The organism is Methylobacter sp. (assembly GCF_004322395.1).
Classification (GTDB): domain Bacteria; phylum Pseudomonadota; class Gammaproteobacteria; order Methylococcales; family Methylomonadaceae; genus Methylobacter_A.
Genome location: NZ_SCTW01000035.1, coordinates 1 through 4898, shown reverse-complemented (window position 1 = coordinate 4898; position 4898 = coordinate 1). Strand labels below are relative to the sequence as shown.

Here is a 4898-nt window from a genome sequence, read left to right as displayed (position 1 = left end):
GTCTACAAGCCTTATAGCGGTAAGCCAACATGAACGTTTTAGTTTCACAATCCGGATTTTGACAACGGTAACGCTGTGTACCCGATGCGCTACGGCCGGACTTCATAATTTGGTTGCTGCCACAATCCGGGCAGGTAATTTCTTGATAACAGGTCATACCCGATATTATATGAGCAAATCACATATTTGATCCATTACCGCAATTCGAATCAGGTCATGGAAAAGGTCAAAACACATACGGAACAACGGCTGCGCAAGCACTTGATGAAGCGTCACAATGTGAAAGACCGGGGAATCGGCGAAGGCCGTTTTCCGAATGTTGAACTGTACCGGCGCTATGGGTTGTATAAAGTTCCGACAGCAGCGGGTTGGCGCGCAGTGCATGCCTTGGTGTGAAGAACATCGGAAAGCCGGGTGCGGGAAAACTGCATGCACGGTTTGATGAGGAAGGGCAGGCGAGAGCCTGCTCTTTACTCTACCCATTGCTGACCCCATTGCTTCTCGGAACGGGTTGCACCTCGATCCCTCCCAGAATTCAGCTAAATAAAAGCTCGACACCCAGTTTGAAGTGTTTGCAGTTATAAACTTACAAAAAGATCAGCTTTGGCTTGCATACATCGGTAATTTTTTAAGCCACAATCCCGATGCAGCTTAAGTTTCTCAATCAAGCTGGATTTTTTGTATGACATCCTGCGAGTTCGCGCTATATACATTCGGCGTTGCTTCTGAGAAGGAAAATGGGAGTGTACGGCTTTGGTTTGGTTTCACTGGAAAATCAGTAGGGCGAAGAATATGCAGAATATTGGGTTAGACTTCGGCTCCATCTTATAGGGCATCTTGAAGATAAATGGCTAAATGAAATTAGTATTGTATACAACATGCCTAAAGATGGGGCTGAAATAGTTTGGAACAAATCGAATAATTAAAAAGTCAGAAAGAGCATCGGCAAGAAGCGTGAAAGCAGCGAATAGATAGCAAATTAACTTTGCTTTCTAAGTATCCATTTTTTAAAAAAAGCTAACGTGAAGAATATTATGAAAATATCTATTGTACGAATAATGGCAGCACTGCTCGTAATTATTGTTTGTGTTGGGTCTGTGGGGTATTACTACTTTCAAAAGCAGCAGCATGAGGAGGAAGAACGGAGAGCGGAAGCTCTTCGGCTTGACTTACTTAACAAGCAACAAATTGCGCAAATTAAAGCGCAACAATTTTCAAGAAATGAGGTAGATAAGTTTTATCCTAGACCTGTGTCAGACTGGAAAGCTACCGAGAAATCGATTTATCAAAAACTTTTATCCGGTGGCAAGTTTGATGTACTTATTGTTCCATTCCAAGTACAAGAGTACGCGTTAGACCGTCCGACTCGTTCCCTTATGACTGCCGAGCTTGCCCTGGCAATATCAGCGGCGCAAAAGACGCATGTGCCGGACTCTTATCTCGTTGCTCGTGCTTTGGGTGATGGGGATCGAGTTCTCGATCCACGCGAGGTTTATAGTTTTGCTGACAAAATAGGCATTAAAAAGATTATTTGGGGATATGTAGGTCATAACCGGGCAAACCAGATGTCGCTAAGTGTTAAGGTAGAAGAGAGAAATTCGAACGGTATTTTCAACGCACAGGCAACATCCTCCTTAAAGAAATTTGAACACATTAGTTTTTCGGATGAGCAGCCTCCGATCGAGATATACCAATCAATGTTGCCGGAAATATTAACCGCACTTGGAGTTGATAATTCGGCACTGACAGCGCCCAAGTCAGAAAGTCGATTTGATGTTGCTGAATTGCCACCATCTCCCTTGGCTATGGTGAATGAAAAGCAAGAGCCGGCACGTGATGCTTTATATTTTCAATTATTGGCGGCTTTAACGCCTCATGATGCTGAAAGAACTCAAGAGCGTTTTGCCGAAAAGTCATTATTAGCGATTCTCAGCATGTCGCCTGATTCTCCAGATTACCGGGTACTAAAGGCTAGAGCATTTATGTTGCTTGGCTTGCGACCCGCTGCACTTCAAGTGCTCGGCGAACCCAAGACTATAGAAGAGAAAGGGCTGGTTGCTGCGCTCAATGGAAACCTACCCGATGTCGAGTTATTCAGTTCTCAAATTAAGCCGAGTATAAAAAAACTGATCGCAAAACTTGATGCCAATAATATCGATAGTGATTATGGCGGGGTTAATAAAAATAAATCAATTGCAGCGGCAAACTCACTGAAATTACAGGGAGAAATGTGGCAGTTTTTGGCTGTGCGTGCTTTTTCCGATCGTGATTATTGGGCACAGTTTAATAACATTCATCTCAAGCAACTGCTTGACAACGAGTTTCCAATTAAAGATTACACGGCTGAAGGATTGGTTCGCGGTACAGCCTCTCTTGGAGATAGTGATAAATTAAAAGTCTTGGCGGATCTTTCTGTAATTAACCATGTACGCAAACTGCTGGAGGTGGATACGGCCAAATGGTGCTGTCAATCAACGCCAGATCGCCTTGCTGCACTGGATTATTTGAATCTCATCGAGGCCCTTGGCGAAAATAATCTGGTGCGGCGTGCATATTTTCTGACAACAGTCCAAGGTGTACCTGAGCAGGCTATTGAATTTCTAGATCGGATTGAATACGTATACAAAAGTCATCCGCAATTTGTACTGGCACGAGCGCAAGCGCAAATGGCTAAAGCTGGTACAGTGGATAGTACAGAAAAAGAAGGACTACTGAAATCGGCATATGAAAATTTTGTTAACGCATTTTATTGGGAACAGGGGCAATCTGTAACATCTGCAACTGCCATTAGCATGAGCACACACACAGACCACAATGACTATGGTTATAATAATTTGTATGTGTCGGACTATCCGTTCCGCGCTTACTATGAATATACCGAACTTAGCGGTGTTGGTGCTAGTGAGAGCAATGCTAAGTCTGCTTTGAAAAACTCGACTTCCGATTTTAAGCCATTTAGTTATCTTTATTATGAATATACAAGGCCGCCCAAGCAAGATGACAAATTTAATGCCTTGCTTAAATCGGTTGAGGGGCGCTTCCAAGGGAACCCAGCTCTGTCGCTACTATTGGCTCAGAACAGCTCCAACAACGGAGACATTCAGGCGGCTGAGAAATATTACCGAGATAGCATCAAGGCAGCCCCCTTGTCGTGGGATGCTTATATAGAATTAGGCAACCTTCTTATCGAACAAGGCCAATTAGAGCAGGCATCCAAGCTCTTTATGAATTACCCCGCCTTTCAAAAAGACACCAATGCTAATCCAGTACGTATTTCCAATGATGCATATCAGGCAGGTTCGAGGTTGTATTGGATAGGTGAGTTTGCTCTAGCAACACCACTTTATGAGTTGGCGTCTAGGCAAGAAACCGGCTCAGCAGCTGACCTGACTAGCCGTCTCCGTCTAAAGTTGATCAATGGTGATTATCGTGGTGCGTTATTAGGTAGCCTAGAGCGTGCTCAACGTTACAATGATTCTTATGCATACCGAGACTTTCTCGGAATGCTTCACGCTATGGGTGCATCGAAGGAAGCATGGGATGCGTTTAATGTATTGGGGGATCAATTTAATAACCAGCACATTTGGGAAACGGCGCTGGTAGGACATCGTAAAGAGGGAAAATCCGAGGGTGAAATTATTGCTTGGGTAAAACAAAGCAAAGACTCCAACCACGCGGGTAAGTACCTATTGCGGGCAGGTGTGACAGATCGTATTCCCAGCAAGGAATTCGCAACTTTTTTAACAGAAATTGCAGAACCCGTATGGAAACTTGATTATGGAAACAAACCTGGGAACGACTATTTTGACGGGCTTATTGTTCAGTTAATTAATGATGGGAAACAATTGATAATTCTTGGCCCACAAAGCCATGAGAGCGGAACTCTCCCCCTCGACATGTATAAGAACACAAAAAAAACTCAGGTAAAGTCCCATCTTTCTTATTTCGCTGATGCGTACCGGGCAATCCGTACCAACGATTTTTCTTCAGCACACGCGTTACTGCAGGAGGCTTCAAATCTTTACAAGCTGTCTATGGAGCAACATAGCTACTTGCTCCCCTATTACGCATTTGCTGCGGCAAAAATGGGGGATGCTCCTGCGGTTGAAAAATATATGGCAGATTTTACCGTTTGGGAGAAGAGTTTCGATTATTTCCTGGCAAAAGCCATCATTTCCGGCATTGCCGGAAAAACGGAAGAGTCGGTAAAGTTTCTTAAGAGCGCGCTTTATAAACGGCCTTTTACCGAAGAACGTCCACTACAAACGGAATATCAATATGCGGAAATTTGTGAGTTGTTATATGAAGCCACCGGAAATTCAGCATATAAAGAGATAGCGTTGGATTGGGCAAAGAAGAATCAAAAATTTCAGCCTTGGTTTGCGTGGGCTTACGCAATGGAAGCAAAGCTTTCTAATAATAAGGCAGAACGTAAGCGGGCAATTGCCATGGCGTTTTACCTTGATCCTCAATCTGAGCGGCTAGGCGGAATTCCCCAGAAAGAAAGAGAAGCTGCTGTGAAAGAATTCGGTAGACAAAACCCATTCCTTAGGAAAAAAGCAGGAGAAAATGAGTCGAGCTCCCCGCGGCAAGCTAAGCTTGGCATTTCTTTGCTAAGTGCATAGACGTGGTCATGCATAGATGTGAAGTGAAAAAAGGGGGGCAGGTTACATTACGAACAAAAAGTAACCTGAACATCCCGCTTATATTTTCAACCGATATTTAAATAACATCATTTATTTTCGTAGGCTTTTTCATCTCGCAGCATTTTGAATATCACGCGACACAGTTGTCTTCCTAATGCGCGAACCGCTTGATTATGCTTTTTGCCTTCAGCTCGTTTCTTTTCGTAGTATCGTTTGGATTCTTCGACATGTCGACGGTGATGATCCACTGCG

3 protein-coding genes are annotated in these 4898 nt (G+C 43.8%); 2 read left to right on the top strand and 1 reads right to left on the bottom strand.

What is annotated here, in order from left to right; all coding sequences use genetic code 11:
* Nucleotides 1–157, bottom strand: a 157-nt coding sequence (locus EPO18_RS05365; RefSeq protein WP_472850873.1) for an IS1/IS1595 family N-terminal zinc-binding domain-containing protein, incomplete at its 3' end; no start/stop codon positions are given.
* 107 nt (nt 158–264) lie between these two features.
* On the opposite strand from EPO18_RS05365, the gene EPO18_RS05360 reads away from it, so the two are divergent.
* Both EPO18_RS05360 and EPO18_RS05355 read left to right on the top strand, forming a co-directional pair.
* On the top strand, nt 265–396 hold the full coding sequence (locus EPO18_RS05360; RefSeq protein WP_292431566.1) for a hypothetical protein: 132 nt from the start codon (nt 265–267) through the stop codon (nt 394–396).
* A 638-nt stretch (nt 397–1034) separates the two neighbouring features.
* The gene (locus EPO18_RS05355) at nt 1035–4625 is read left to right on the top strand and encodes a tetratricopeptide repeat protein (RefSeq protein WP_292431563.1); all 3591 of its coding nucleotides are present in this window, start codon (nt 1035–1037) and stop codon (nt 4623–4625) included.
* The last annotated feature ends 273 nt before the right edge of the window (nt 4626–4898 follow it).